This is a genomic window from Micrococcus sp. KRD077, assembly GCF_017168505.1.
Lineage (GTDB): Bacteria > Actinomycetota > Actinomycetes > Actinomycetales > Micrococcaceae > Micrococcus > Micrococcus luteus.
Window position 1 is genome coordinate 1 of record NZ_JABFAZ010000002.1, and the last position, 26478, is coordinate 26478.

A 26478-nucleotide genomic window follows, 5' to 3' on the forward strand; every position below is an offset into this window, starting at 1 on the left:
GGCGGGGGACGCGGGATCGGCGGCGGGCATGGGTTCCACTGTAGGACGAGACGAGGCGCGCCGGGCGCCCGGTCGACGTCCGTGACGATCGTCACTACACTGAGGCTCGGTTCAGTTAGTCGTCATTCACTGAAGGGGGTCTCATGACCGCCAGCACCCCGGCCCCGGCCGCGCAGTCCGCGCCCACCGTGGCCGAGCGCAACGCGGCCGGCCACGCTCGGCTCGAGCAGGAGCTCGCCGACCTCGTCGCCCGCACGTCGCTCGGCGGGCCCGAGCGCTCGCGCGAGCGCCACACCGGCCGCGGCAAGCTGCTGGTGCGGGACCGCATCGACGCGCTGCTCGACGAGGGCTCGCCCTTCCTCGAGGTCGGCGCGCTGGCCGCGCACGGCCTGTACGACGGGGACAGCCCCGCCGCCGGCGTCGTGGCGGGCATCGGCCTGGTCCACGGCCGCCTCGTGATGGTGGTCGGCAACGACGCCACCGTGAAGGGCGGCACCTACTACCCCATGACGGTGAAGAAGCACCTGCGGGCCCAGGAGATCGCCCTGGAGAACCGCCTGCCGTGCATCTACCTCGTGGACTCCGGCGGCGCGTTCCTGCCCCGCCAGGACGAGGTCTTCCCGGACCGCGAGCACTTCGGCCGCATCTTCCGGAACCAGGCGCTGCTCTCCTCGCAGCGCATCCCGCAGCTGGCCGCGGTGTGCGGCTCCTCCACGGCGGGCGGCGCGTACGTGCCGGCCATGTCGGACGAGACCGTGATCGTGCGCGAGCAGGGCACCATCTTCCTCGGCGGCCCCCCGCTCGTGAAGGCCGCGATCGGGGAGGACGTCTCGCCCGAGGACCTCGGCGGCGGCCGGCTGCACGCCGAGCGCTCCGGCGTCGCGGACCACCTGGCGGACGACGACCTGCACGCCATGCAGATCCTCCGGGACATCGTGGCCACCCTGCCCCCGGCCGAGGCGCCGGCCTGGGAGGTCGCCCCCGCCGCGGAGCCCGCCAAGGACCCGGCCGAGCTGACCCGCGTCGTGCCCGTGGACGTGAACACCCCCTACGACGTGCGCGAGGTGATCGACCGCCTCGTGGACGGCGGCTCCGTCCACGAGTTCAAGCCCCTCTACGGCACCACCCTGGTCACCGCGTTCGCGCGGATCGACGGCCACCCCGTGGGCGTCCTCGCCAACAACGGCATCCTGTTCGGAGACTCCGCCCGCAAGGGCGCGCACTTCATCGAACTGTGCGACCAGCGCGGCATCCCGCTGCTGTTCCTGCAGAACATCTCCGGCTTCATGGTGGGTCGGGACGCGGAGGCCGGCGGCATCGCGCGCGACGGCGCCAAGATGGTCACCGCCGTCGCGACCGCCCGCGTGCCCAAGCTGACCGTGGTGATCGGCGGCTCGTTCGGCGCCGGCAACTACGCGATGTGCGGCCGCGCCTACTCACCCCGCTTCCTGTGGATGTGGCCGAACGCGCGCATCTCCGTGATGGGCGGCCCGCAGGCCTCCTCCGTGCTCACGCAGATCAAGCAGGACCAGCGGGCCGCCGCGGGGGAGGAGCCGATGTCCTCCGAGGAGGTCGAGGCCTTCCAGGCGCCGGTCCGTCGGCAGTACGAGGACCAGGGCAGCCCCCTGTACTCCACCGCCCGCCTCTGGGACGACGGGGTGATCACCCCCGGCCAGACCCGCCGGGTGCTCTCCCTGGCCCTCGACGTCATCTCCCGTTCCCCGCTGCCGGACTCCCGGTTCGGCCTGTTCCGCATGTGAGCCACCAGTGACCGAGAACCACGCCCAGGGGACGCCCCTGTTCGACACCGTGCTGTTGGCCAACCGCGGCGAGATCGCCGTGCGCGTCATCCGCACCCTGCGCCGCCTCGGCATCCGCTCGGTGGCCGTGCACTCCGACGCCGACGCCGACGCGCGGCACGTCCGCGAGGCGGACACGGCGGTCCGCCTCGGCCCGGCACCGGCTCGCGAGTCCTACCTGGACATCGACGCCGTCGTCGACGCCGCGCGCCGCACCGGCGCCCAGGCCGTGCACCCCGGCTACGGCTTCCTGTCCGAGAACGCCGACTTCGCCCGCGCGCTGGACGCGGCCGGCATCGTGTTCGTGGGCCCGCCCGTGGCCTCGCTCGACGCGATGGCGGACAAGATCCGCGCCAAGGAGACCGTGGCCGCGTACGACGTGCCGGTGGTCCCCGGCATCCAGGACCCCACGCTCACCGACGAGCAGATCACGGCCGAGGCCGAGCGCGTCGGCTTCCCGCTGCTGATCAAGCCCTCCGCGGGCGGCGGCGGCAAGGGCATGGTGGCCGTGCGCGCCGCCGAGGAGCTGCCCGGCGCCCTCGCCTCGGCCCGGCGCACGGCGCGCTCCGCGTTCGGCGACGACACCCTGCTGCTCGAGCGGCTCATCACCGCGCCCCGGCACATCGAGGTGCAGGTGTTCGCGGACGCCCACGGCGCCACCGTGCACCTGGGCGAGCGCGAGTGCTCCCTGCAGCGCCGCCACCAGAAGGTGATCGAGGAGGCCCCCGCGCCCCTGCTGACCGGGCTGGCGCACGGGGCCGAGCTCCGCGAGCGCCTGGGCCGGGCCGCCGTGGACGCGGCCGTGTCCGTGGGCTACCGCGGTGCCGGCACCGTCGAGTTCCTCGTCTCGGACGAGAACCCGGACGAGTTCTTCTTCATGGAGATGAACACCCGCCTGCAGGTGGAGCACCCGGTCTCCGAGGAGGTCGTCCGGGTGCGCGGACAGCGCCTGGACTTCGTGGAGCTGCAGCTGCGCATCGCCGCGGGGGGGCCGCTCGGCTTCGCCCAGGAGGACGTGACCCTCGACGGCGCCGCCGTCGAGGCCCGCGTCTACGCGGAGGACCCCGCGAACGGCTTCCTGCCCTCCACCGGGCCGGTGCTGCGCTGGCGCGAGCCCGCCGGCGAGGGCGTCCGCGTCGACACCCTCCTGCTGCCCTCCCGGCCGGCCGAGGAGCGCGCGTTCGGCTCCGGACCGCAGACTGGCCCCGCCGCCGGCGCCGTGGACCCCGTGGACGTCGACGGCGCACAGCCCGAGATCACCGGCTTCTACGACCCGATGATCGCCAAGCTCATCGCCCGTGGCGCCGACCGCGCCGAGGCCCTGGACCGGCTCGACGCCGCGCTCGCGGACACCGTGCTGTTCGGCGTCCGCTCCAACCTGGGCTGGCTGCGCGAGCTCGCGGCCCGCGAGGACGTGCGGACCGGCCGGCTCACCACCGAGCTGATCGACGGCCTCGAGGCGTGGACCGCCCCCGCGCTGCCCGAGGACCTCGCCGCGCTCGCGGCCGAGGCCCTGGCCGACGTGTCCGAGGACGCGGCCGCCGCCGAGCACCGCGCGGCCGGCACCGCGTGGGCCCGGGCGGACGGCTGGCGCGGCGCCGGCGCCCCGCAGCCCGGGATGCGCGTGCGGGTCGGGGACGAGGACCGCATCCTCACCGCCCCCGCCGCCGACGCCGAGGTGGACGAGGACGCCGGAGCCCTGGCGGGCGTCAACCTCCTGGCCGGTGACCCGCGGGACCCACGCTCAGCGTGGCTGCACCGCGACGGCGCCGCGTGGCAGGTCCGCCGCCTCACCCGGGCCGAGGTGGTCGAGGCCGCCCGCGCGGCCGCGGCCGCGCGTCGTGCCCCGGCCGGCGCAGCGTCCCCCGAGGCCCGCACGCCCATGCCGGGCACCGTCGTCGCCGTGTCCGTGGCCACCGGGGACACCGTGGCCGCGGGCCAGGAGCTGGCGGTGGTCGAGGCCATGAAGATGGAGCACCCCGTCACGGCCGCCGTCGCCGGCGTCGTGACCGTCCACGTCGCCGAGGGCGACGCCGTGGCCGCGCAGGCGTTGATCGCCGTCGTCGAGCCCACCGAGCACGCAGCACCCGCAGAGAACACCTGAGAACAGGAGAGGACCATGAGCACCAAGCACCGCACCCTGCCCGCCCTCGAGGAGGACTACCAGGTCCTCTCCGACACCGTCCGCGAGTTCGCCGACGAGGTCGTGGCCCCGGTCTCCGCCGAGCTGGACGCCCAGCACGAGTTCCCGTACGAGATCGTGGCCCAGATGGGCGAGATGGGCCTGTTCGGCCTCCCGTTCCCCGAGGAGTACGGCGGCATGGGCGGCGACTACTTCGCCCTGGCCCTGGCCCTCGAGCAGCTCGGCCGCGTCAACCAGTCCGTGGCCATCACCCTCGAGGCCGGCGTCTCCCTGGGCGCCATGCCGCTGCTGAAGTTCGGCACCGAGGAGCAGAAGCAGCGCTGGCTGCCGGACCTCGTGGCCGGCACGCACCTGGCCGGCTTCGGCCTCACCGAGCCGGGCGCGGGCTCCGACGCCGGCGGCACCCAGACCACCGCCGCGCTCGAGGACGGCCAGTGGCGCATCAACGGCGCCAAGGAGTTCATCACCAATTCCGGCACGGACATCACCTCGCTCATCACCGTCACCGCCGTGACCGGCACCGTGGAGGGCAGGACCGGCCATGACGGCCGCCCCGCCAAGGAGATCTCCACGATCCTCGTGCCCGCCGGCACCGAGGGCTTCTCCGTGGCCAAGGCCTACGACAAGGTCGGCTGGAACTCCTCGGACACCCACGCCCTGCACTTCACGGACGCGCGCGTGCCGGAGGAGAACCTGCTGGGCGCTCGCGGCCGCGGCTTCGCCCACTTCCTCGAGATCCTGGACGAGGGCCGCATCGCCATCGCGGCCCTGGCCACCGGCGCGGCCCAGGGCTGCGTGGACGAGTCGGTCGCCTACGCCAAGCAGCGGACCTCGTTCGGCCAGAAGATCGGGCAGTTCCAGGCCGTGTCCTTCAAGATCGCCCGCATGCAGGCCCGCGCGCACGCCGCCCGCCTGGCCTACTACGAGGCCGCCCAGAAGATGCTGGCCGGCAAGCCGTTCAAGACCGAGGCCGCCATGGCCAAGCTGATCGCCGGCGAGGCCGCCATGGACAACGCCCGGGACGCCACCCAGGTGTTCGGCGGCTACGGCTTCATGAACGAGACCCTCGTTGCCCGTCACTACCGCGACTCCAAGATCCTCGAGGTCGGCGAGGGCACCACCGAGGTGCAGCTCATGCTGATCGCCCGCGAGCTGGGCCTCTGACGTGACGGAGCGCGTCGAGATCGAGCAGCGGGGCCGCTACGCGGACGAGCTGGCGGTCGGTCAGGTCTACCTGCACCGGCCCGGCCGCACGCTCACCGAGGCGGACAACGTCCTGTTCACCACCCTCACCATGAACCCGCAGGCCCTGCACCTGGACCACGCGTACGCGGCGGCCCAGCCGTTCGGCCGACCGCTGGTCAACTCGATGCTGACGCTGTCCACCCTGGTGGGCCTCGCCGTCGGGCAGACCACGCAGGGCACGCTCGTGGCCCAGCTCGGCCTGGGGGAGATCGCGTTCCCGAAGCCGGTCTTCCACGGGGACACGCTCTACGGGCGCTCCGAGGTCACCGCGATCCGCGAGTCCTCCTCGCGGCCGGGGCAGCGGATCGTCACGTTCGCGATGACGGGGGAGAACCAGCACGGCGACGTCGTCGTCCGCGCCCAGCGCACCTGTCTGATGTGGACCGCGCAGGCGCACGCGGAGGCCAAGGCGAAGGCCGCCGACGCCGCAGGCACGGGGGAGCGGGCATGAGCGCGCTGACCCTCGGGCCGGCCGTCATGTTCACTCCGGCGGACCGCCCCGAGCGGTACGCCACGGCGCTCGAGCGCGCGGACGCGGTGATCCTCGACCTCGAGGACGCCGTCACCCCGGACGCCCGGCCCACCGCGCGGGACGCCGTCGCGGCGGCCTGGGCGGGGCGGGTGACGGGCGGGGTCGACGGCGGCCCGCTGGACGAGGACCGCGTGGTGGTCCGCGTGAACCCCGCGGGCACCGCGGACCACGACGCCGACCTGGCCATGCTCGCCGGGACGGGCTGGCGCACGCTCATGCTCGCCAAGGCCGAGTCCGCCGCGCAGGTGGACGGGGTCGTCGCCGCCCTCGGACCGCAGACCCGCGTCGTCGCCCTGTGCGAGACCGCGGCCGGGATCCTCGCCGCCGCCGAACTGGCCGCCCACCCGCACGTGGGTGCGCTGATGTGGGGCGCCGAGGACCTCGTGGCGTCGATGGGCGGCAGCTCCTCCCGCACCCCCGAGGGCGCCTACCGCTCCGTGGTCCAGCACGCCCGCGCGACGGTGCTGCTGGCGGCGGCCGCCCACGGCGCGGCCGCATGGGACGCCGTCCACCTGGACCTCGGCGACGAGGCCGGGCTGGCCGCCGAGGCCGAGGACGCCGTCGCCCTGGGCTGCACCGCGACCGTGTGCCTGCACCCGCGCCAGGTGCCCGTCGTGCGCTCCGCCTACACGCCCGCCCCGGAGGCCGTCGAGCGCGCCCGGCGCGTCCTCGCCGCGGCCGAGGGCCGACACGGGGCCTTCGAGCTGGACGGGACGATGGTCGACGAGGTGGTCCTCGCCCAGGCCCGCGCGGTCCTGCGCCGCGCGGACGCGGCCCGGCCCGCGGGCGCCTGACCGGCTCCCGGGCGGCTCCGTGCCGTCGGGGCGCGGCCGTGTCCGCACGGCTGCGCACCGGGGCTGTCACAGGGGCGCACGGCCCAGGGGTGCGCTTGACGGCGCACCCCTCCGCCCGCCAGAGTGTGGTTGTCATCACAGTGATCTGTCTCACACTGATTCGTCCCACGCACCCCGGAGGGCCCATGTCATCCAGCGAGCCCACGGCGCCGGTCCCCACGGCCGCGCAGTTCCGCGCCGCGCAGCAGTCCGAGGAGTTCATCGAGCTCCGGCGCACCCACCGATCCTTCGCCTTCCCCATGACCGTGGCGTTCTTCGTCTGGTACCTGGTGTTCGTGATCGTCGGCGCGTTCTTCCCCGAGTTCATGGCGATCCGCCTCGGCGGCAACATCACCCTCGGCCTGATCCTCGGCCTGCTCCAGTTCGTCACCACGTTCCTGATCACCTTCGCCTACGTCCGTTTCTCCAACCGGACCCTGGACCCCCGCGCCACCGCGCTGCGTGAGCGCCTCGAGCGCGAGGCCGCCGGCGCCCACGAGAACCCGGAGGCCACGCGATGAGCGCGCTCACCCCCCTGCTCCAGGCCGCCCCGCAGACGGTCGGCAACCCCGCCGTGAACATCGGCATCTTCGTCGCCTTCGTGGTGGTCACCCTCGTGATCGTGATCCGCGCGTCCAAGACGAACGCGTCCTCGGCCGACTACTACGCCGGCGGCCGCGGCTTCTCCGGCACCCAGAACGGCACGGCCATCGCGGGTGACTACCTCTCCGCGGCCTCGTTCCTGGGCATCGTGGGCGCGATCGCCCTCTACGGCTACGACGGCTTCCTCTACTCCATCGGCTTCCTCGTGGCATGGCTCGTGGCCCTGCTGCTGGTGGCCGAACTGCTGCGCAACACCGGCAAGTTCACCATGGCGGACGTGCTGTCCTTCCGCCTGCAGCAGCGACCCGTGCGCATCGCGGCCGCCTTCGGCACCATGGCCGTCTGCCTCTTCTACCTCCTGGCCCAGATGGCCGGCGCCGGCGGCCTCGTGGCCCTGCTGCTGAACATCAACGACCGGGCCGGCCAGGCCCTCGTGATCGTGATCGTGGGCGTGCTCATGATCGTCTACGTGCTGATCGGCGGCATGAAGGGCACCACCTACGTGCAGATCATCAAGGCGGTCCTGTTGATCGCCGGCGCGGGGATCATGACCGTGTGGACGCTGGCCCTGTTCGGCTTCGACTTCAACGCCCTGCTGGGGGCCGCCGTCGAGAAGAACCCGAAGGGCGAGGCGATCCTCGAGCCGGGCCTGCAGTACGGCGCCAGCGCGCTGACCCGCCTCGACTTCGTGTCCCTGGGCCTCGCGCTCGTGCTCGGCACCGCCGGCCTGCCGCACGTGCTCATGCGGTTCTACACGGTGCCCACCGCCAAGGAGGCGCGCAAGTCCGTGGTGTGGGCCATCGTCCTCATCGGCGCGTTCTACCTGTTCACCCTCGTGCTGGGCTACGGCGCCGGCGCGCTGATCGGTCCCGAGCGCATCCTGGCCGCGCCCGGCGGGCAGAACTCCGCAGCCCCGCTGCTGGCGTTCGAGCTCGGCGGCTCCATCCTGCTGGGCCTGATCTCGGCGGTCGCGTTCGCCACCATCCTCGCGGTGGTCGCGGGCCTGGCCATCACGGCGGCGGCGTCCTTCGCCCACGACGTGTACGGCTCCGTGATCGCCAAGCACCCGCTCACCCCGCAGGAGGAGGTGCGGATCGGCAAGATCACCGTAGTGGTGATCGGCCTCCTGGCGATCGTCGGCGGCATCGCCGCCCAGGGCCAGAACGTGGCGTTCCTCGTGGCGCTCGCCTTCGCGGTGGCGGCCTCGGCGAACCTGCCGACCATCCTGTACTCCCTGTTCTGGCGGCGCTTCACCACCCGCGGCGCGGTGTGGTCGATGTACGGCGGACTGCTCTCCGCGATCATCCTGATCGTCCTGTCCCCGGTGATGTCCGGGACGCCGACCTCGATGATCCCGGGCGCGGACTTCGCGGTGTTCCCGCTGAAGAACCCGGGCATCGTCTCCATCCCGCTGGCCTTCTTCCTCGGCTGGCTCGGCTCGGTGACCTCGTCGCGCGCCGAGGACCCCGACAAGCAGGCCGAGATGGAGGTCCGCTCCCTCACCGGCATCGGCGCCGAGAAGCCGGTGCAGCACTGATCCGCGGCTGACCCGGTCCCACGGGGGCCGGCGGGGCGGGACGTCGGGGTGCGGCGTCCGTCCGGCCGGCCCCCCGTCCGTGTCCAGGCCCGACTGACATCATGGCGGGGTGACGCACGGATCCCTCACCGACTACACGCTGCCCGCCCCCGCCCCGGCGGACGACGACGGCGCCCCGCGCGCCGTCGCCCTGATCGGCTCCACGGGCTCGATCGGCACCCAGGGCCTCGACGTGATCGCCCAGGACCCCACCCGGCTCCGGGCCGTCGCGCTCGCGGGCGGGGCGAACACGACCCTGCTGGCCGAGCAGGCCGTGCGCTTCGAGGTCGAGGCGGTGGGCTCCGCCGCGGCGGGGGAGGAGGAGCTGCGCGCCGCCCTCGCCGACGCCGCCGCCCGCCTCGGGCGCCCGTCCCCCCGACCCGTGCTGTTCACCGGCCCGTGCGCCGCCGAGCAGATCGCCGCGTGGCCCGGCGCCGACACCGTGCTCAACGGGATCACGGGCTCGATCGGCCTGCGGCCCACCCTCGCCGCCCTGCACGCCGGCCACCGCCTGGCCCTGGCCAACAAGGAGTCGCTCATCGTCGGCGGGGCCCTCGTGAAGGCGGCCGCGGCGCCGGGCCAGCTCGTGCCGGTGGACTCCGAGCACTCCGCGCTCGCGCAGGCGCTGCGCGGGGGCACGGCGGACGAGGTCCGCCGCCTCGTGCTCACGGCCTCGGGCGGGCCGTTCCGCGGCCTGGACCGCGCCGCCCTGCACGCCGTCACGCCCGCCCAGGCCCTCGCCCACCCCACGTGGGACATGGGCCGCGTCGTCACCACCAACTCCGCCTCCCTCGTGAACAAGGCCCTCGAGGTGATCGAGGCCCACCTGCTGTTCGACGTGCCCCTGGACCGGATCGACGTCGTGGTCCACCCGCAGTCCGTGGTCCACTCGATGGTCGAGTTCGTCGACGGGTCCACGCTCGCCCAGGCCTCCCCGCCGGACATGCGCCTGCCCATCGCCCTGGGGCTGTGCTGGCCGCGCCGTCTCCCGGGCGCGGCCCCGGCCTGCGACTGGACGCGGGCGGCCACCTGGACGTTCGAGCCCCTCGACGAGGAGGCCTTCCCCGCGGTACGGGCCGCGAAGGAGGCGGCGGCCGCCTCGCCCACCCACATGGCCGTGTTCAACGCCGCCAACGAGGAGTCCGTGGACGCCTTCCACGCCGGCGCCCTGCCCTTCGACGGGATCGTGGACACGGTCCGCGCCGTCGTCGCCGACTATGCCCCCGAGCACGTGCTCGCCGCGGCCGGCCACGACCCCGCGCCGACGGGGCTCACCGTGGATGCCGTGCTCGCCGCCGAGGCCTGGGCGCGCCGTGCGGCGCGGGCCCGCTGGTGACCGTCGTGGAGATCCTCTGGTACGTCGCGGGCGTCCTCGCGGTCGCGCTGGGCCTGGCGGTCTCGATCGCCCTGCACGAGATCGGCCACCTCGTCCCGGCCAAGCTCTTCGGCGTGCGCGTCACGCAGTACATGATCGGCTTCGGCCCGACGCTCGTCTCGTGGCGCCGCGGCGAGACGGAGTACGGGTTCAAGGCCGTGCCGCTGGGCGGCTACGTCGCGATGATCGGGATGCTGCCCCCGCCGCGGCCCGGGCAGACGCCCCGCGCGGCGTCCACGGGCTTCGTCCAGCAGCTGGGCCGCATGGCCGACGACGCGCGGGCCCAGGCCGCCGAGGAGGTCCGCCCCGGCGACGAGCACCGCCGCTTCCTCGCCCTGCCGGTGTGGAAGCGGGTGGTGATCATGCTCGGCGGGCCGTTCATGAACCTGCTCATCGCGCTGGGCGCCACCGCCCTGCTGGTCACCACGGTGGGCACCTCGCAGCCCAGCACCACCGTCGCCGAGGTCTACCGGTGCGTGGTCACGATGCAGGAGCAGCAGGCCCGCGCCGCCTCCGGCGGGACAGAGGACTGCCGCCCGGGCGATCCCGCCGCGCCCGCCCACGAGGCGGGACTGCGCCCCGGCGACACCGTGCTCGCCTTCGACGGGCGGCCGGTCTCCGACTGGGACGCCCTCTCCGCCGCGATCCGGGACCGCGCCGGACAGCCCACCCGGATCGAGTGGGAGCGCGACGGCGAGCGGATGAGCGCCACCCTGACCCCGCGCCTGACGGAACGGCCCGTGACGGACGCGCTGGGCCGGCCCGAGCGGGCCCCGGACGGGACCGTGGCGACCCACGAGGTCGGGTTCATCGGCATGGGCGCGCAGCTCGAGACGGTCCGCGGCACCCCGCTCGACGCCGGCCCGCTCGTGGCCCAGCAGGTGCGGGGCGTCGTCGACGTCGTCCTCGTGCTGCCGCAGCGGCTGTGGGACACCGCCGTCGCCGTGGTGACCCCGGCCGAGCGCGACCCGGACGGCCCGATGTCCGTGGTGGGAGTCGGCCGGATCGCCGGGGAGGCGGCGGCGCTCGAGGAGGCCACGCTGACGGACAAGGCCGCCCTGCTGCTGTCCCTGCTGGCGGGCGTGAACGTGGCGCTCATGGTGTTCAACCTCATCCCGCTGCTCCCGCTCGACGGCGGCCACGTGGCCGGCGCCCTGTGGGAGGCGGTGCGCCGCGGCTGGGCCCGGATCACGGGCCGCCCGGACCCGGGGCCGTTCGACCTGGCCCGCATGCTGCCGCTGACCTACGCGGTGGGCGCGGCGATGCTGCTCATGGGCGTCATCCTGATCGTGGCGGACATCGTGGAGCCGGTCCGGCTGTTCTGAGCCCGGCCCGTTCGCCGTGGGCGGTCGCCCCGCGCCCCGGGGCGCCCGCGCGCCTAGGATGGACCGGAGAACCCGGCGGCCCCGCGCCGTCGACCCCGAGAACCCATGAGGAGCGCCCCCGTGCCCGTCAGCCTTGGAATGCCGTCCGCCCCGCCGCCCGTGCTGGCCCCGCGCCGCACCACCCGGCAGATCCAGGTGGGCTCGGTGGGCGTCGGCTCGCAGCACCCCGTCTCGGTGCAGTCGATGACCACCACCAAGACGCACGACATCGGCGCGACCCTGCAGCAGATCGCCGAGCTCACGGCCGCCGGCTGCGACATCGTCCGCGTGGCCTGCCCCACGGACAAGGACGCCGAGGCCCTCAAGGTCATCGCCCAGCAGTCCACCATCCCCGTGATCGCGGACATCCACTTCCAGCCGAAGTACGTGTTCGCGGCGATCGAGGCCGGCTGCGGCGCCGTGCGCGTGAACCCGGGCAACATCAAGAAGTTCGACGACAAGGTCAAGGAGATCGCGCAGGCCGCCTCGGACCACGGCACCTCCCTCCGCATCGGCGTCAACGCCGGCTCCCTGGACCCGCGCCTGCTGCAGAAGTACGGCAAGGCCACCCCGGAGGCCCTCGTCGAGTCCGCCGTCTGGGAGGCCTCCCTCTTCGAGGAGCACGGCTTCAAGGACTTCAAGATCTCCGTCAAGCACAACGACCCGGTGATCATGGCCCGCGCCTACGAGCTGCTCGCCGAGCAGGGTGACTGGCCGCTGCACCTCGGCGTCACCGAGGCCGGTCCGGCCTTCCAGGGCACCATCAAGTCCGCCACCGCCTTCGGCTACCTGCTCGGCCAGGGCATCGGCGACACCATCCGCGTCTCCCTCTCCGCGCCGCCGGTCGAGGAGGTCAAGGTGGGCCTGCAGATCCTGCAGTCCCTGAACCTGCGCGAGCGCAAGCTCGAGATCGTCTCCTGCCCCTCGTGCGGCCGAGCCCAGGTGGACGTGTACACGCTGGCCGAGCAGGTCACCGAGGGCCTCCAGGACCTCGAGGTCCCGCTGCGGGTGGCCGTCATGGGCTGCGTCGTCAACGGGCCGGGCGAGGCCCGCGAGGCCGACCTCGGCGTCGCCTCCGGCAACGGCAAGGGCCAGATCTTCGTCAAGGGCGAGGTCATCCGCACCGTGCCCGAGGACCAGATCGTGGAGACCCTCATCGAGGAGGCCAACCGGATCGCCGGTGAGATGGACCTGGGGGAGGACGGCGGTGACCAGGCTGCCGCCGGTGCCCCGGTGGTCTCCGTCCACTGACCGGGAGGTCCGGGCCGCCACGGGAGACCGCGTCCGCCTGCTGACCGACGCGGACACTGCCGCGCTCGCGGCCCTGTCCGCCCGCGCCCCCGTGTCCAACGTGTTCGTGGACTCCCTGCTGGAGGCGGGCCGCCTGGCCGGCCCGCGCGGGGGAGCGGCGGGCACCCTGTTCCTCGGGATCGACGACGACGCCCCGGGCGCCGGGAGGCTGCGCGCGGCCGTCTGGATCGGCTCGAACGTGGTGCCGGTCGCCGCGTCCGAGGCCCCGGACGCGGGATGGGCGCCGGGCGACGCGGAGGCGCTCGGCGCGGCGGCCGCCGCGCTGCGCCGCCGGTACGGGTCGATCTACGGCCCGGCCGGTCCCGTGCTGGCCGCCGGTCAGGCCCTCGCCGCCGCGGGCCACCGGTCCCGGTCCGTGCGCCCCGACCAGCCGCTGCTCGTGCTGGGCACGGCCGGGGGGATCGACCCGAACCCGTCCGTGGTGCAGGCGCAGCCACGCGACTTCGCGCGCGTCCTGCCGGCCAGCGCGGCGATGTTCGAGGAGGAGCTCGGCTTCTCCCCGTTCGCCGGCGGCGCGGCCCAGTACCGGGACCGCGTCGAGCGGCTGATCCAGGCCGGGCGCGTCTTCATCGACCCGGGCCCGCGCGACGCGGGCGGCCCGCTGCGCTTCAAGGCGGACATCGGGCTGCTCTCCTCCCGGTGCGCCCAGATCCAGGGCGTGTGGATGGCCCCCGCCGCGCGGGGCCGAGGGCTGGCGGCGTCGGCGATGGCCGCCGTCGTGGGCTACGTGCGCCTCCAGGCGCCCGTGGTGAGCCTCTACGTCAATGCGTACAACACCCCCGCGCTGCGCACCTATGAACGCGTGGGGTTCGAGCGGCGCGGCACGTTCGCGACCGTCCTGTACTGACCCGGCGGACCCTGCGCGGGCGATAGGATCGGCGGTCAGGACGCCGGGCACCCCCGTGCCGGCGTCGTCCCGTCCCGCGCGCCGCCCCCGACCGCGCGAGCCCGTCCGAGGAGGCCCCGTCATGCCCCTGCGCATGTCCACCCTGTTCCTGCGCACCCTGCGCGACGACCCGGCGGAGGCCGAGGTGGCGAGCCACAGGCTCCTCGTCCGTGCCGGCTACATCCGTCGCGCGGCCCCGGGCATCTACTCGTGGCTGCCGCTGGGCCTGAAGGTGCTGGCCAAGGTGGAGCGGATCGTGCGCGAGGAGATGGACGCGATCGGCGCCCAGGAGGTGCACTTCCCGGCGCTGCTGCCGCGGGAGCCCTACGAGGCCACGGGCCGCTGGGAGGAGTACGGCGACGGGCTGTTCCGCCTGCAGGACCGCCGGGGCAACGACTACCTCCTGGCCCCCACGCACGAGGAGATGTTCACGCTCCTGGTGAAGGACCTGTACTCCTCGTACAAGGACCTGCCCGCGTACCTGTACCAGATCCAGACCAAGTACCGGGACGAGGCCCGCCCGCGCGCCGGCCTGCTGCGCGGGCGCGAGTTCATCATGAAGGACTCCTACTCCTTCACGGTGGACGACGCCGGCCTGGACGCCGCGTACGAGGCCCATCGGGCCGCCTACCTGCGGATCTTCGACCGTCTCGGCCTCGAGGTCGTGCCGGTGCGGGCCACCTCCGGTGCGATGGGCGGCTCCCGCTCCGAGGAGTTCCTGCACCCCACCGAGGTGGGCGAGGACACCTTCGTCGAGTCCGACGGCGGCTACCGCGCCAACGTCGAGGCCGTCACCACAGTGGCCCCCGCCCCGCTGGACGAGGCGGCCATGGCGGCCCTGCCCGCCGCCGAGGTCAAGGACACCCCGGTCTCCACCACCATCGCCGCGCTCGTGGACGTCGCCAACCGGCTGGCCCCGCGCGACGGCGAGCCGTGGACCGCCGCGGACACGCTCAAGTGCGTCGTGGTCACCGCGGTGGTGGACGGCGGTGAGCGTCGCCCGTTCGTCGTGGGCGTGCCCGGCGACCGTGAGGTGGACCTCAAGCGTCTCGAGGCCTCCGTGGGCCCGGCGCTCGGCGTGGTCGGCGAGCCCACGCTCGAGGCCGCGACCGCCGCGGACCTGGCCGCGCACCCCGCCCTGGTCAAGGGCTACATCGGCCCCGCGGCGGCCGATGCGGTCGAGGGCACCCCGGTGCTCGGCGCGGAGGGCTCCGTCTCGGGCCTGCCCTTCTTCGTGGACCCGCGCATCGCCCCCGGCACCGCGTGGATCACCGGCGCGAACGCGGACCAGCGCCACGTGTTCGGCCTCGTGGCCGGCCGCGACTTCATGTGGGACGGCGTGCTCGAGGCCACCGCGGTGCGCGAGGGCGACCAGGCCCCCGACGGCTCCGGCCCGCTGCACACCCGCCGCGGCATGGAGATGGGCCACATCTTCCAGCTCGGCCGCAAGTACGCCGAGGCCCTCGACCTGAAGGTCCTCGACGTCCACGGCAAGCAGGTCGTGGTGACCATGGGCTCCTACGGCATCGGCATCACGCGCGCCGTCGCCGCGATCGCCGAGCGCTACCACGACGACAAGGGCCTGGCGTGGCCGCGCGCGGTGGCCCCGGCGGACGTGCACGTCGTCGTCGCCACGAAGGGCGAGGACGGCCTCGCCGCCGCCGAGACCCTCGCTGCGGGCCTCGAGGCCGAGGGCCTGACCGTGCTCGTGGACGACCGTCCGAAGGTCAGCCCCGGCGTGAAGTTCAAGGACGCCGAGCTCATCGGCGTGCCCACCACCGTGGTGATCGGCCGCGGCCTGGCCGACGGTGAGCTCGAGCTCAAGGACCGGGCCACCGGTGAGGCGCGCCCCGTGCCCGTGGACGGGGCCGTCGCGGCGGTGCTCGCGGAGGTGCGCCACGGGCGCTGAGTGGTTCGGCGCCGTCGAGCTGACCGCCGGACTGCTCGTCCTCGTGCTCGCCGCGGGCTTCGCGGCGGGCTGGATCGACGCCGTCGTGGGCGGGGGCGGGCTCCTGCAGCTGCCGGCCCTGCTGCTCGTGCCCGGGCTGAGCCCGATCCAGGCGTTGGCCACCAACAAGCTCGGCTCGGTGTTCGGCACGGCGACGTCGGCGCTCACCTACCGGCGGCGCCTGCGGCAGGACCTGTCCACCGCACTGCCGATGGCCGCCGTCGCCTTCGCGGCGGCCCTGGGCGGGGCCGTGGTCGCCGCGCATCTGCCGGCCGGCGTGATCCGGCCCGTGATCCTGGTGGCGCTGATCGCCGTCGCCGTGTTCACGGCCGTGCGCCCGGGCCTCGGACAGGTCGCCGGCGTGGGACCGCGGCGGAGCACCGCGCTGGCCCGGGCCGTGGCGCTCGGCGCGGCGGTGGGCTTCTACGACGGCGTCCTCGGCCCCGGCACGGGCACGTTCCTCATCCTGGGGCTGGTGCTGCTGCTCAAGTTCGACTTCCTGCACGCCTCGGCACAGGCGAAGGTGGTCAACCTCGCGACCAACCTCGGCGCGCTCTCGTACTTCGTGCCCTCGGGGCACGCGGTGCTGGGCCTGGGGCTGCTGCTCGGCGCGGCCAACCTCGTGGGCGGCTACGTGGGGGCCCGCATGGCGATCGCCCGCGGCACCGGCTTCATCCGCGTGGTGTACCTCATGGTGGTGGCCGCGCTCATCGTCAAGGTCGGCGCGGACACCCTCGCCCCGCTGCTGCGCTGAGCCCGCCCCGTCCGACCCGGTCGGGAGCACTCGGCCCCGCCGTGGGCCGCCGGTAGGCTCGGCCCCGGATCCCGACCCCGGCCCCCGCCCGCGTGGCGCGGCGGCCCCGACCCGACGAGTGAGGCACCCCATGGACAGCACCGACCGCCGCGACGACCTCGCCGAGCTGCGCACCCGCGTCGAGGAGGCCCTGGCGGCCGACGACGTGGTGGTGGAGCAGGTGCGCGCCACGGGCACCGCCGAGCACCGCACCGTCGAGGTGGTCCTCGACCGCGCCTCGGGCACCCAGGGCCTGAGCCTGGACGACGTCGCCCGCCTCTCCGGCCGGGTCTCCGCCGCCCTCGACGCCCTGGGCGACCACGTGCCCGGCGTCGGTGCGGGGGAGTACCTGCTGGAGGTCACCACCGCGGGCGTGGACCGCCCGCTCACCGAGCCCCGCCACTTCGCCCGCAACGTCGGCCGTCTCGTCGAGGTCTCGGTCGACGGCGCCGCGCCCGTGACCGCCCGCCTGAAGGACGTGACGGACGACGACGTCGAGCTGGCCGTGGTGCGCCCGCCCGCGAAGAAGGGCATGAAGGCCAAGGAGCTGCCCGCCGAGCGGGTCGCCCTCGACCGCCTCGGTCCGGCGATCGTGCAGGTAGAGTGGAGCCCCGCTCAGCAGGCCGGCGACGCCGACGCCGCCGCGGGCGAGGACACGGCCGAGCACACGGAGGCATGAGTTGGACATCGACATGAGCGCGCTGCGCATGCTGGAGGCGGAGCGGGAGATCCCGATGGACCGCCTCATCCCCACCATCGAGCAGGCCCTGCTCATGGCGTACCACCGCACCCCGGGGGCCCTGAAGCGCGCCCGCGTGGAGATCGACCGCGCGACCGGCCACGTCACCGTGTGGGCCACGGAGCTGGACGAGGACGACACGCCCATCGGCGAGTTCGACGACACCCCGAACGGCTTCGGCCGGGTGGCCGCCTCCACGGCGCGCCAGGTGATGATCCAGCGCATGCGCGAGGAGGACGACGACAAGGTCCTCGGCGAGTTCAAGGACAAGGAGGGCGAGCTCGTCTCCGGCGTCATCCAGCAGGGCCTGAACCGCCACATGGTCCAGGTGAACCTCGGCACCCTCGAGGCCGTCCTCCCGCCGCCCGAGCAGGTGCCCGGCGAGGACTACGCCCACGGCCGCCGGATCCGCGCCTACGTGGTCTCCGCGACGCGCGGCGCCAAGGGCCCGTCCGTCACGGTGTCCCGCTCGCACCCCGGCCTCGTGCGCAAGCTCTTCGAGCTCGAGGTCCCAGAGATCGCGGACGGCTCGGTCGAGATCACGGCGCTGGCCCGCGAGGCCGGCCACCGCACCAAGATGGCCGTGCGCGCCACCCGCCCCGGGGTGAACGCCAAGGGCGCCTCCATCGGGGAGATGGGCAGCCGCGTGCGCGCCGTCATGACGGAGCTCAACGACGAGAAGATCGACATCGTCGACCACGTGGACGACCCCGCCGCGATGATCGCCAACGCCCTCTCGCCCGCCACGACCGTCTCGGTGGAGATCCTCGACGCGGACCAGCACTCGGCCCGCGCCGTGGTGCCGGAGTACCAGCTGTCCCTGGCCATCGGCAAGGAGGGCCAGAACGCCCGCCTCGCGGCCAAGCTCACGGGCTGGCGGATCGACATCGTCGGCGACGGGGTCACCACCTCCGCCCCGGGCCGCTGACCGTCCCCGGGAACAGATCCGGGCCCGGACGCGCTAGGATGGATGAGGTCCTTTCTCGATCCGACGCCCGTGAGGGGTGAACGCATGACGTCTCGGACGGTCGTGCGCACCTGCATCGGATGCCGATCGAGGGCGGACCAGCAAGAGCTGGTGCGCGTCGCCCTGGACTCCTCGACGGAACCCCCATCCGTCGTCTGGGACCCGGAACGACGCCGTCCCGGCCGGGGTGCGTGGCTGCATCCCGGCGAGGACTGCCTCCTCCTCGCCCTGCGCCGCCGCGCGTTCGGGCGGGCCTTCCGGTCCGCCGTCGACGCCGACGCGCTGGGCCGCACCGCGGAGGCACCGGCTGACAGACCGACAGATGAAGGCGGGTCAGAGATCTGATGCGTACCCGATGAGCACTGAAGCATGAGTGCCCAGCGATGAACTTCACCCCCTGCTATCAGGCAGGCCGTGGTGCGCGTGCCCTGGTGGCGCGCGCGACGGCCTGGAGCAACGTCAACGGTCCCAGAACGCGCTGAGACGGACAGCCCGAGCGGCTCCGTTCCGGCCCGTGGGGCCAGAACAGGAGAACCGTGGCCAAGGTCCGCGTCCATGAGCTCGCCAAGGAGCTCGGCATCACCTCGAAGGAGGCCTTGAGCACGCTCAAGGACCTCGGCGAGTTCGTCAGCTCGGCTTCGTCCACCATCGAGCCCCCGGTGGTCAAGAAGCTGCGCAACGCCTACCCGGGTGCCGGCAAGTCCGCCGCCAAGCCCGGTTCCACGCCCGCCGCCCCGGGCCGTTCCGCCGCGCCGAAGCCGGCGGCCGCCCCGTCGCCGCGCGCCGCGGCCCCCACGTCGAATGCCGGCGCCCCGGCGCCCGGTCCCGCCGCGGGCCGCACCGCCGCGCCCAAGCCGGGCGCCGCCCCGACCCCCGGCCCCGCCGCACCGACGCCGGCCGCCCCGGCCGAGCCGAAGGCCCCGCAGCCGCCGGCCACGCCGGGGTCGGCCGCGCCGAAGCCGGGCGCCGCCGCGCCCAAGCCGGGTGCCTCCGCGCCCAAGCCGGGCGCCCCGCGTCCCGGCAACAACCCGTTCAGCCCCAAGGGCGGCTCCGCCGGGCCTCGCCCGGGCGCCCGCCCGGGCGGCCGTGGCGGTGCTCCGCGTCCGGGCAACAACCCGTTCGCCCCCTCGCAGGGCATGCGCTCCGGTCGTGAGGACCGCGCGCCTCGTCCGGGCGGCCCCCGTCCGCCGGCCGGTGCCGGCGGTCCCCGTCCGGGCGGTCCGCGCCCGGCCGCGGGCGCCGGCGGTCCCCGCCCCGGTGGGCCGCGTCCGAACCCGGGCATGATGCCCAAGCAGATCACCCCGGCCCCGCAGCCGGCCCGCGGCCGTGGCCGTCCGGGCGGCGGCCCCGGTGGCGGTCCGGGTCGTCCCGGCGGCCCGGGCGGCCGTGGCGGTCGCGGCAACGCCCAGGGCGCCTTCGGGCGCGGCGGCGGCCCGCGCAAGGGACGCAAGTCGAAGCGCGCGAAGCGCCAGGAGTTCGAGCAGCAGCACACGCGTGAGATCGGCGGCGTCAAGGTCCCCAAGGGTGACGGCACCACCGTCCTGCGTCTGCGCCGCGGCGCGTCCCTGGCCGACTTCGCCGAGAAGATCCGCGCCGACGTCGCCGACCTGGTGAAGGTGCTCTTCACCCTCGGCGAGATGGCCTCGGCCAATCAGTCCCTCGACGAGGAGACCTTCCAGCTGCTCGGCGACGAGCTGGGCTACAAGGTCCAGATCGTGTCCCCGGAGGACGAGGACAAGGAGCTGCTGGAGGCCTTCGACATCGACCTCGAGGCCGAGGCGGCCAACGAGGACGAGGCCGACCTCGAGCCGCGCCCCGCGGTCGTCACCGTCATGGGCCACGTGGACCACGGCAAGACGCGTCTGCTGGACGCCATCCGCTCCTCGAACGTCATCGAGGGCGAGGCCGGCGGCATCACGCAGCACATCGGCGCCTACCAGGTGCCCGTGGAGCACGAGGGCGAGCAGCGTCGCCTCACCTTCATCGACACCCCGGGTCACGAGGCGTTCACCGCCATGCGTGCCCGCGGTGCGAAGGTCACCGACATCGCCGTGCTGGTGGTGGCGGCCGACGACGGCGTCATGCCGCAGACCGTCGAGGCGCTCAACCACGCCCAGTCGGCCGGCGTGCCGATCGTGGTGGCGGTCAACAAGATCGACAAGGACACCGCCGCCCCGGACAAGATCCGCGGTCAGCTCACCGAGTACGGCCTCGTGCCCGAGGAGTACGGCGGCGACACGATGTTCGTGGACGTCTCCGCGCGCAACAACATCAACATCGACCAGCTGCTCGAGGCGATCCTGCTCACCGCGGACGCCGCCCTCGAGCTCACGGCGAACCCGCACAAGGCCGCCCGCGGCGTGGCCATCGAGGCCAACCTCGACAAGGGCCGCGGCGCCGTCGTCACCGTGCTGGTGCAGACCGGCACGCTGCGCGTGGGCGACACCATGGTGGTGGGCTCCGCCCACGGCCGTGTGCGCGCCATGTTCGACGAGAACGGCAACGCCGTGGAGGCGGCCGATCCGTCGCGTCCCGTCCAGGTGCTCGGCCTGTCCACGGTGCCGCGTGCCGGCGACTCGTTCCTCGTCACCGACGACGAGCGCACCGCCCGCCAGATCGCGGAGAAGCGCGAGGCCGCGGACCGCAACGCCCAGCTGGCCAAGCGCCGCAAGCGCATCACCCTGGAGGACTTCGACCAGGCCGTGGCCGAGGGCAAGCTGGACACGCTCAACCTCATCATCAAGGGCGACGCGTCCGGTGCCGTCGAGGCGCTCGAGGACTCGCTGCTCAAGATCGAGGTCGGCGAGGACGAGGTGCAGCTGCGCGTCATCCACCGCGGCGTCGGCGCCATCACGCAGAACGACGTGAACCTGGCGACCGTGGACAACGCCATCATCATCGGCTTCAACGTGCGCCCCGCCGAGCGGGTCGCCGACCTGGCCGACCGCGAGGGTGTGGACATGCGCTTCTACAGCGTGATCTACGACGCGATCGACGACATCGAGAACGCGCTCAAGGGCATGCTGAAGCCGGAGTACGAGGAGGTCGAGCTCGGCTCGGCCGAGGTCCGCGAGGTGTTCCGCTCCTCCAAGTGGGGCAACATCGCCGGTTCGCTCGTGCGCTCGGGCCTCATCCGCCGCAACGCCCAGGCCCGCCTGGTGCGCGACGGCGTGGTGGTCTCCGAGCACCTCAAGATCGAGTCGCTGCGCCGCTTCAAGGACGACGCCACGGAGGTCCGCGAGGGCTACGAGTGCGGCATCGGCCTGGGCAGCTTCAACGACATCAAGGAGGGCGACGTGATCGAGACCTTCGAGATGCAGGAGAAGCCGCGCGTCTGACGGCCGGGGCGGGGGCCCGCACGGGCCCCCGCCTTCCGCGTCCCACCCTCTGAACCATCACCACCGGAAGGAACCGCACCATGGCCGATCCGGCACGCGCCGGCCGCCTGGCCCAGCGCATCAAGGTCCTCGTGGCCGAGGCGCTGCGCCGCGGCGTCAAGGACGATCGCGTGGAGCCCGTCACCGTGACGGAGGTCCGCGTGACCAACGACCTGCAGCACGCCACCGTCTACTACACCGTCCTGGGCGACGAGGCCACGGTGGCCGCCGCCCACGAGGGCATCCAGGACAACCGCGGCATCCTGCGCCGCGAGGTGGGCCGCGGGCTCACCATCCGCCTGGTGCCCACGCTCGAGTTCGTGGCGGACACCGTCCCCGAGGCGGCCGCACACCTGGAGGACGTCCTCCGCGCGGCCAAGGAGCGGGACGCCGAGCTGGCGAAGGAGCGCGAGGGCGCGTCGTACGCCGGTGACGCGGACCCGTACCGCACCGCGGAGCCGGACGCCGACGCCGACGACGCCCCGCGCGCCTGAGGCCCGCGGCACGGTGAGCGCACGCAGCACCGGGGGACAGGCCCCCGACGCGCCGGGAACGGAGGCGTCGGGGGTCGTCCTCGTGGACAAGCCGCAGGGGTGGACCTCGCACGACGTCGTCGGGCGGGTCCGCCGGCTGGCGGGCACCCGCAAGGTGGGCCACGCCGGCACCCTGGATCCCATGGCCACGGGCCTGCTCGTGGTCGGCGTCAACAAGGCCACGCGCCTGCTGACCGCCATCACGGGCACGGACAAGACGTACACGGCCACGATCCGGCTCGGGCAGTCGACCGTCACGGACGACGCGGAGGGCGAGGTCGTGCAGACCCGGCTGGCCAACGCCGTCACGCCCGAGCGCGTGGCCGAGCAGGTCGCCGCCCTCACGGGCGAGATCCTGCAGGCGCCCTCGGCCGTCTCCGCCGTCAAGGTGGCGGGCCGGCGCGCCTACGATCGCGTCCGCGCGGGAGAGGACGTCACCCTCGACGCCCGCCCCGTCACCGTGCACGAGTTCACGGTGCACGAGCTGCGCCGGCTCGACGGCGGCCGGCTGGTCGACCTCGACGTCACCGTGCGCTGCTCCTCCGGGACCTACATCCGGGCGCTCGCCCGCGACCTGGGCGAGGCCCTCGAGACCGGCGGTCACCTGACGGCGCTGCGCCGCACCGCCGTCGGCCCGTTCGACGTGGCCGACGCGCTCTCGCTCGAGGCCCTCGCGGAGCGGTTCGCGATGACCGAGCTCTCCGAGGCCGCCGCCGGGCTCTTCCCGGTGCGCGAGCTGACGGAGCACGAGGCCCACGAGCTCGCCTTCGGGCGGGTCGTGGCGCCCACCGGCACGGGTGAGACGCTCGTCGCCGGGCGCGCGCCGGACGGCCGCGTCATCGCCCTCGTCTCCGACGTGCGCCGCCGCGGCGCCGACGTCGCCAAGCCCCAGCTCGTGTTCGCCCCGGCCGAGGGGCCGGGACAGGGAAGGACCGCATGATCCTCGACGCCTGGTTCTGGACGGGACTGGTGATCGGTGCCGTCTCGTTCGTCGTCTGCGTGGTGATGACGGCGATCCGCCGCCACCCCGCGGACGCCTCGATCCTCTCGGTGGCCGCCGTCGAGCTGTTCACGCTCGTCTATGCGGCGGCCGCCGCCGTCCGCCAGCTCGGCGGGGACACCCTGAACGGCCCCGGCTGGGAGTTCTGGGGCTACATCCTCACCGCCCTGATCGTGCCGGTGATCGCCGTGGGCTGGGCCGTCACGGACAAGACCCGGTGGTCCAACCTCGTGCTGGCCGTGGTCGGGCCCACGATCGCCGTGATGCTGCACCGCATGCAGGTCATCTGGTTCGGGCAGTGGTGAGGAGGATGGACATGGCACCCAGCGACGGCGCCCCCGCGCGCAACCAGGGTCTCGGCCGGATCATCGTCATGGTCTACGCGGTGTTCGCCCTCTCGGCGAGCGCGCGCAGCCTCTTCCAGATCCTCACGCAGTTCGACGCCGCCCCCGTGGCGTACACGCTCTCCGCGGTCGCGGCGGTCGTGTACATCGTGGCGACGTTCGCGCTCGCCCGCTCCGGCGCGCGCGCCTGGGCCGTGGCGCTGGGCGCCGTGCTCGTGGAGCTGGCCGGCGTGGTGGGCGTGGGCCTGTGGACCGTCCTGGATCCGGGGATGTTCGCCCACGACACCGTGTGGTCCCGGTTCGGCGCGGGCTACGGCTACGTGCCGCTCGTGCTGCCGGTGGTCGGCCTGATCTGGCTGCTGACGCACCGCCCCGCCCGCCCGGCCGAGGCGGGGGCGCTCTGATGCGGGTCTGGAACAGCCTGGACGAGGTCCCCACGGACCTGCCGCGCACCGTGGTCACCCTGGGCAACTTCGACGGCGTGCACCGCGGCCACCGGGAGGTGCTGCGCCGGGTCGTCGAGCTGGCGCGGGCCCGCGACGCCCTGGCCGTGGCCGTGACCTTCACCCCGCACCCGCGCGCCGTGCACCATCCCGAGGTGCCCCACGTGGACATCATCAGCCCCGAGCAGCGGGTCGTCCTCCTGGACGAGGCGGGTCTGGACGCGGTGCTCCTGCAGCGCTACACCCTCGAGTTCGCGGACCAGTCCCCGGAGGAGTTCGTCCGCGGCATGCTCGTGCACGGGCTGCACGCCGCCGTCGTGGTCGTGGGGCACGACGTGCGCTTCGGCCGGGGCAACACCGGCGACGTCGCGGAGATGGTGCGCCTGGGGGCCCGCTACGGCTTCGAGGTCGAGGCCGTCGAGGAGTTCCCCGCCGAACACGGGGCCGAGCCGGAGCGCCGCTGCTCCTCGACCTGGGTGCGGGAGGCCCTGGCCGCGGGCGACGTCGCCCAGGCCGCGGCCGTGCTCGGCCGGCACCACGTGCTCGCCGGCGAGGTGGTGCACGGGTTCGCGCGCGGCCGCGAGCTCGGCTTCCCCACGGCGAACCTCGAGACGGATGTGCAGGGCATGATCCCGGCCGACGGCGTCTACGCCGGCTGGGTGCACGACGCGCACGGCGGGGTGTGGCCGGCCGCGATCTCCATCGGCTCGAACCCCACGTTCGAGGACGTCTCCCGCGTGGTGGAGGCACACGTGATCGACCGCCACGACGAGCGGGTGGAGGACTTCGACCTGTACGGCCAGCACATCGAGGTGGAGTTCGTGGCCCGGCTGCGCGGGATGGTCGCCTACGAGGGCGTCGAGAAGCTCGTGGCGCAGATCACGCAGGACGTGGACGAGGCCCGGGCGATCCTGGCCACGACCCCCTCCGACCGGTGAGCGCCCCGGAGCCGGGCGCTCCCCCCGCTGTGCCGAACCTGCCGGGGCGCCCGGCCCGGGCCCGTCGGGCCGGGCCCAACCCCTTCGAGACCGGCGGGGAGCACTACGACGCCGTCCGCCCCTCCTACCCGGCCGCCGCGGTGGACCGCGTCCTGGCGGGCACCGCCGACGGCGCGGACGTGGTGGAGCTCGGGGCCGGGACGGGACTGTTCACCCGGCTGCTCGCGGCCCGCCCGGCGGACCGGGTGCGGACGGTGACGGCCCTCGAGCCGTCGGCGTCGATGCGCGCCGTCCTGGAACGCGAGGTCGCGGCCGGCACGGGCGGGCGGGTGCGCGCCGTGCCGGGCACGGGCGAGGCCACGGGCCTGCCGGCGGCGAGCGCCGACGTCGTGGTGGCGGCCCAGGCATGGCACTGGATGGACCCGGCCGCGGCGAGCGCGGAGGCCGCACGGGTGCTGCGCCCGGGCGGGCGCCTGGCCGCGGTGTGGAACCAGCTCGACACGGCGGTGCCGTGGGTGCACCGTCTCACCCGGATCATGCACGCCGGGGACGTGCACGCCGCCCGGCCGGAGCAGCGCCGGTTCGCCGCCCCGTTCGGGGCGGAGGAGCACGCGCGCTGGGCGTGGACGCAGCCCATGACCGCGGCGGGGCTGCACGGGCTCATGGCCTCGCGCTCGTACTGGCTACGCGCGGACGAGCGGATCCGGTCCCGGATGACGGCCAACCTCGACTGGTACCTGCACGAGCACCTGGGCCATGCGGCGGACGCGGTCCTGCAGGTGCCCTACGTGACGGTGGCCTGGTGGGCGGCGCCGGTCAGGGGCGGGCGCCCACGGTGACCGGGACCGTCCGGGCGATCCCGGCCCGCCGCGCCTGCCAGAGCAGCAGCGCCGTGGCCACCGCGACCACCGCCACCGAGAGCAGCGTGGCCGCCGGGGAGCCGGCGGTCTCCGCGCCCACGTAGCTGTCCTCGACGGTGCCCACGAGCGTGCCGACGGCGATGATCACCACGTTGTTGACCACGTGGAGGGCGACGGCGGCCTCGAGCCCGCCCGTGCGCCACGTGAGCAGGACGGCGGCGACGGCGAACGCGGCGAGGTCCAGCAGGATCCACGGGTCGAGCGAGCCGTGGGCGAGCGAGAAGGTCGCCGCCGAGAGCACCGCGGTGACCGCGGCGGCCACGACCGGCCGGCGGATCCACGTGCCGACGGCCAGCAGCAGCCACCCGCGGAACAGGTACTCCTCGCCCGCGGCCTGGAACGGGGTGAGCACGAACGCCATGACGAGCAGCCAGACCCAGTCCTGCGCGCGCGGGGCCGTGGGGGCGCCGTCGAGGGCCCACGCGCCCAGCACGTAGGCGAGGAACAGCGGCGTCAGCACGACGACGCAGCGCGCCAGCCAGCGCCAGCGCACGCGGCCCTCGACCGAGTGGACGAAGCGGGCGGCGACGGGGTGGCCCAGCGCCACGGCCAGCAGCGCGACCCCGATCAGCGCGGCGAGCAGGAGGTTGTTCAGCAGCACCATGGGCGCGGAGTACAGGTCGAGGTCGGTCACGTCCGTCGGGTCGGCCGCGCCGAGCAGCGCGGGCCCGGACGTGGCGATCAGGGCGAGAGCGCCCAGCACGCCCCCCAGCACGAGGAGGCCCACCAGGCCGGCCAGCACGAGGCCGAAGGACGCGAGCGGGTTCCACCATCGGGCCCGCGGCGTGCGCAGCAGCGCGGGGTAGCCG

The 26478-nt window shown here is 74.2% G+C and carries 24 protein-coding genes; 23 read left to right on the forward strand and 1 reads right to left on the reverse strand.

Annotation, left to right across the window (positions count from 1 at the left end; translation table 11 throughout):
- Positions 1 to 143: 143 nt before the first annotated feature.
- From J1M39_RS00035 to J1M39_RS00145, 23 genes are all read left to right on the forward strand, one after another.
- Positions 144 to 1760: a carboxyl transferase domain-containing protein gene (locus tag J1M39_RS00035; RefSeq protein WP_078025525.1), complete on the forward strand. Its 1617-nt coding sequence runs from the start codon at positions 144 to 146 to the stop codon at positions 1758 to 1760.
- Between the two features lie 7 nt (positions 1761 to 1767).
- Positions 1768 to 3903, forward strand: coding sequence for an ATP-binding protein (locus J1M39_RS00040; protein WP_206496338.1), 2136 nt, complete (start codon positions 1768 to 1770; stop codon positions 3901 to 3903).
- Between the two features lie 15 nt (positions 3904 to 3918).
- The gene (locus J1M39_RS00045; protein ID WP_206496339.1) at positions 3919 to 5106 is read left to right on the forward strand and encodes an acyl-CoA dehydrogenase family protein; all 1188 of its coding nucleotides are present in this window, start codon (positions 3919 to 3921) and stop codon (positions 5104 to 5106) included.
- 1 nt (position 5107) lies between these two features.
- A complete protein-coding gene (locus J1M39_RS00050; RefSeq protein WP_002855019.1) occupies positions 5108 to 5638 on the forward strand; it encodes a MaoC family dehydratase in 531 nt (176 codons plus the stop codon).
- A complete protein-coding gene (locus tag J1M39_RS00055) occupies positions 5635 to 6513 on the forward strand; it encodes an HpcH/HpaI aldolase/citrate lyase family protein (protein ID WP_206496340.1) in 879 nt (292 codons plus the stop codon). Before J1M39_RS00050 ends, J1M39_RS00055 begins: the two co-directional genes overlap by 4 nt.
- A gap of 185 nt (positions 6514 to 6698) precedes the next feature.
- Complete coding sequence (locus J1M39_RS00060; RefSeq protein ID WP_041104222.1) at positions 6699 to 7073, forward strand: DUF485 domain-containing protein; 375 nt, start codon at positions 6699 to 6701, stop codon at positions 7071 to 7073.
- Positions 7070 to 8692: a solute symporter family protein gene (locus J1M39_RS00065; RefSeq protein ID WP_206496341.1), complete on the forward strand. Its 1623-nt coding sequence runs from the start codon at positions 7070 to 7072 to the stop codon at positions 8690 to 8692. The genes J1M39_RS00060 and J1M39_RS00065 overlap by 4 nt, the downstream gene beginning before the upstream one ends.
- Positions 8693 to 8831: 139 nt before the next feature.
- The gene (gene dxr, locus J1M39_RS00070; protein ID WP_044658617.1) at positions 8832 to 10067 is read left to right on the forward strand and encodes a 1-deoxy-D-xylulose-5-phosphate reductoisomerase; all 1236 of its coding nucleotides are present in this window, start codon (positions 8832 to 8834) and stop codon (positions 10065 to 10067) included.
- Positions 10064 to 11431, forward strand: a complete 1368-nt coding sequence (locus J1M39_RS00075; protein WP_061866732.1) for a M50 family metallopeptidase — start codon at positions 10064 to 10066, stop codon at positions 11429 to 11431. Before dxr ends, J1M39_RS00075 begins: the two co-directional genes overlap by 4 nt.
- Before the next feature lie 105 nt (positions 11432 to 11536).
- Complete coding sequence (ispG, locus tag J1M39_RS00080) at positions 11537 to 12721, forward strand: flavodoxin-dependent (E)-4-hydroxy-3-methylbut-2-enyl-diphosphate synthase (protein WP_061866731.1); 1185 nt, start codon at positions 11537 to 11539, stop codon at positions 12719 to 12721.
- Entirely contained in the window at positions 12696 to 13628 is a 933-nt protein-coding gene (locus tag J1M39_RS00085) for a GNAT family N-acetyltransferase (protein WP_102708382.1), read from the forward strand. The genes ispG and J1M39_RS00085 overlap by 26 nt, the downstream gene beginning before the upstream one ends.
- A 121-nt stretch (positions 13629 to 13749) precedes the next feature.
- Positions 13750 to 15576: a proline--tRNA ligase gene (locus J1M39_RS00090; RefSeq protein WP_102708373.1), complete on the forward strand. Its 1827-nt coding sequence runs from the start codon at positions 13750 to 13752 to the stop codon at positions 15574 to 15576.
- 43 nt (positions 15577 to 15619) lie between these two features.
- Positions 15620 to 16369 (forward strand): sulfite exporter TauE/SafE family protein, encoded by a 750-nt coding sequence (locus J1M39_RS00095; RefSeq protein ID WP_180971860.1) that lies wholly within the window; start codon positions 15620 to 15622, stop codon positions 16367 to 16369.
- Between the two features lie 130 nt (positions 16370 to 16499).
- The gene (locus J1M39_RS00100; RefSeq protein WP_036314068.1) at positions 16500 to 17087 is read left to right on the forward strand and encodes a ribosome maturation factor RimP; all 588 of its coding nucleotides are present in this window, start codon (positions 16500 to 16502) and stop codon (positions 17085 to 17087) included.
- Between the two features lies 1 nt (position 17088).
- Positions 17089 to 18075 carry a transcription termination factor NusA gene (gene nusA / locus J1M39_RS00105; protein WP_036314069.1) on the forward strand — a complete coding sequence of 329 codons (987 nt, stop codon included), beginning with the start codon at positions 17089 to 17091 and terminating at the stop codon, positions 18073 to 18075.
- Positions 18076 to 18159: 84 nt separating this feature from the next.
- Entirely contained in the window at positions 18160 to 18459 is a 300-nt protein-coding gene (locus J1M39_RS00110; RefSeq protein WP_223247521.1) for a YlxR family protein, read from the forward strand.
- Between the two features lie 191 nt (positions 18460 to 18650).
- Positions 18651 to 21452, forward strand: coding sequence for a translation initiation factor IF-2 (gene infB / locus J1M39_RS00115; RefSeq protein WP_206496342.1), 2802 nt, complete (start codon positions 18651 to 18653; stop codon positions 21450 to 21452).
- 80 nt (positions 21453 to 21532) lie between these two features.
- The gene (gene rbfA / locus J1M39_RS00120; RefSeq protein WP_044658603.1) at positions 21533 to 21985 is read left to right on the forward strand and encodes a 30S ribosome-binding factor RbfA; all 453 of its coding nucleotides are present in this window, start codon (positions 21533 to 21535) and stop codon (positions 21983 to 21985) included.
- A gap of 13 nt (positions 21986 to 21998) precedes the next feature.
- Positions 21999 to 22964, forward strand: coding sequence for a tRNA pseudouridine(55) synthase TruB (truB, locus tag J1M39_RS00125; RefSeq protein WP_078026112.1), 966 nt, complete (start codon positions 21999 to 22001; stop codon positions 22962 to 22964).
- Positions 22961 to 23329: a hypothetical protein gene (locus J1M39_RS00130; protein WP_002855305.1), complete on the forward strand. Its 369-nt coding sequence runs from the start codon at positions 22961 to 22963 to the stop codon at positions 23327 to 23329. The genes truB and J1M39_RS00130 overlap by 4 nt, the downstream gene beginning before the upstream one ends.
- An 11-nt stretch (positions 23330 to 23340) precedes the next feature.
- On the forward strand, positions 23341 to 23772 hold the full coding sequence (locus J1M39_RS00135) for a hypothetical protein (RefSeq protein WP_036314984.1): 432 nt from the start codon (positions 23341 to 23343) through the stop codon (positions 23770 to 23772).
- Positions 23772 to 24749: a bifunctional riboflavin kinase/FAD synthetase gene (locus tag J1M39_RS00140; protein ID WP_041104239.1), complete on the forward strand. Its 978-nt coding sequence runs from the start codon at positions 23772 to 23774 to the stop codon at positions 24747 to 24749. The genes J1M39_RS00135 and J1M39_RS00140 overlap by 1 nt, the downstream gene beginning before the upstream one ends.
- Positions 24746 to 25588 (forward strand): class I SAM-dependent methyltransferase, encoded by an 843-nt coding sequence (locus tag J1M39_RS00145; RefSeq protein ID WP_044658602.1) that lies wholly within the window; start codon positions 24746 to 24748, stop codon positions 25586 to 25588. Before J1M39_RS00140 ends, J1M39_RS00145 begins: the two co-directional genes overlap by 4 nt.
- On the opposite strand, the gene J1M39_RS00150 is transcribed toward J1M39_RS00145, so the two are convergent.
- On the reverse strand, positions 25566 to 26411 hold the full coding sequence (locus J1M39_RS00150; protein ID WP_342345102.1) for a CPBP family intramembrane glutamic endopeptidase: 846 nt from the start codon (positions 26409 to 26411) through the stop codon (positions 25566 to 25568). The genes J1M39_RS00145 and J1M39_RS00150 overlap by 23 nt on opposite strands.
- Positions 26412 to 26478: the final 67 nt, after the last annotated feature.